This is a genomic window from Campylobacter sp. IFREMER_LSEM_CL2151 (assembly GCF_025771725.1).
GTDB lineage: Bacteria > Campylobacterota > Campylobacteria > Campylobacterales > Campylobacteraceae > Campylobacter_D > Campylobacter_D lari_C.
On record NZ_JAKMQT010000016.1, the window covers coordinates 1 to 2,392 of the forward strand.

Sequence of the window (2,392 nt, forward strand, 5' to 3'; positions counted from 1 at the left end):
TCAATGGTGGATTTTATTTAAAGAAAGTTTAGAGTATTCTATAGATACTAATAGCATTACAACCTATAACGCCACAGAAGGCGGAGCTAGGATAGAAGGAAGTATAGAAAAACCTTTTAAAGAATTATGTGAAAATTTATTGAAAGAAAATAAGCCTTTGTTTGAAAAACTACAAACTTTAAGTGAAAAAGAAATTCAAGATAAAAAAGATAAGATTGATGAGTGTTTGAGAGGGGTTTTAAGCACAAATATATTAGAACAAATTCAAAATTTTAAAGATAATTTACAAAACATTACTTCTGATATCAAAAAAAGTTTTAGTATTTTAGAATTGGATTTTTCAAAAATTTTAAAGTTTAATGAAGAAATTCATGAGTTTAAAATTTCATTTGAAAAAGATTTTGCATTATTAGGAGAAGTTTTGGTTCCTGCGTTAAAAAATGTCGAATTAGAACTTGCAAAAATTTATTTAATGCCAGCAATAAGCCAAGAAGATAAAAAAACAAGAATGATCTTGTGGATTTTAAAACAAGAAGAGTGGTTTGAAATTCTTCAATCAACACTGATAAATTTTTATAGTGCCATTTCAAGGAAAAATAAATGAATTTTCTACAAAAAAATATCTTAAATATTGAAAAAAATTTGGCAACTAAGATTTTAACTTGTAATAATCATAAAAAACCTGTTGAAAATAAACTTTTTTTAGAAAATATTCAAAACAATTATTCAAACCACCCTATACTTTTTATCTATGGTATAGGAGAGTATATCTTAGAACTTTTTAAAAATGAAAACTTAAAAAATATTATTATTTTTGAAGATGATTTAGAGATAATTTATCACGTACTTCAAAATAATGATTTTAGTAATTTTCTTAAAAAGAATCAACTTACTATCTATCACACTCAAGACTTTCATCTTTCAAATGCTAAGATGATGTTTTTAAGTCAAAATATTTTATTTTACCATGAAATTTTTACACTATTTTCATTCAAAAAAACTCATTTAAGTCAATATATAGAAAACACGTGTATTCAAGCACTAGAGCATATAAAAAATGCTGTGCATTCAAGCTCTTCTTGTTTAGAAGGTTTAGAATTTTTTACAAAAAATCTCTATCCCATGCTAACAAGTCCGAGCACCAAAGAGTTATTAACAAAACACCAATCTAAAAGTAAAAATGCTATCATAGTGGCAAGCGGACCTAGTCTTATAAAACAATTACCTTTGTTAAAACAAATTCAAAATAAAGTTACTATATTTTGTGCTGATGGCTCTTATACTATCTTACACCAACACAATATCAAACCTGATTATATTGGTTGTATTGAAAAAAGTATAGATTCTAATGTTTTTTTTAAAGATTATTATGAAGACAATAAGGCAATTTTCCTTCTTACAGACACGACAAATCCTAGTATCATCCAAACTTTACAAAATCATCAAAAAAACATCATTATCACTCTAGCTTCTAGTAATTTTAATCATAGTTTTAAACTTGATGACTATGGTTATACAGATACAAAATTTTCAAGCGTAGCTAATTATTTATACCATTTTGCTATAGGTTTAGGCTATACAAATATCATTTTAATAGGGCAAGATTTAGCTTATGATAAAAACCTCAATTCTCACCCTAAAGAATTTTTACTAGGTGAAAAAACAGATACACATCGTTATGAACTCATAAAAACATTAGCTTATGGAGGAAAAGAAGAAGTTTATACCCATTGTGTATGGGAGCTTTATAAAAAGGCTTATGAGGAAGATATACAAAATAATAAACACCTTATCACCACTTATAATGCCACAGAAGGTGGAGCAAGGATAGAAGGAAGCATAGAAAAACCTTTTAAAGAATTTTGTGATGAAATTTTAAACAAACAAAACACAAATAAAAACTTTCCTTCTTTAAGTCTTTCAAACGATTATAAAAAATATATTTTATCTACAATTTCAACCTTGCAAAATCACATCCAAATTAATCAAATTTTTGTGTCCCAATGTGAATTAATATTAACAAAATTAGATCCTATTATAGAGCAAATCAATTTTATAGCAAACAACTATACTTTAGAAGATGCTCTTAAACGACTTGATTATACTCAAATCAACTTTGCTCAAGAATACATCAAAACTTTTAAGTCTTTACTGTTTTCACAAAAAAACTGGGAAAGTATGAGCGATGTACTCTATACTTTAATTTTTGCAAACGAGCCTAATTTTATAAAACTACAAAGTTTAAAAACACAAAATGATCAAGAAAAGCTTATTAATACATTATCCTATATCATCAACCATAAAAGATATATCAAAGAAGTTATTGATATTTTATACCAACAAAGGATGATTTTAGAAAGAGCTTTGGCCGATATAGAACAAAAAAATAACT

1 protein-coding gene and 1 pseudogene are annotated in these 2,392 nt (G+C 26.1%); both read left to right on the forward strand.

Annotated features, from left to right (window positions below):
* Positions 1-164 (forward strand): annotated as a pseudogene (locus L8V82_RS07820) (hypothetical protein); the annotation flags it as partial.
* 436 nt (positions 165-600) lie between these two features.
* A partial coding sequence (locus L8V82_RS07680) for a motility associated factor glycosyltransferase family protein (protein WP_263724545.1) occupies positions 601-2,392 on the forward strand: 1,792 nt, incomplete at its 3' end.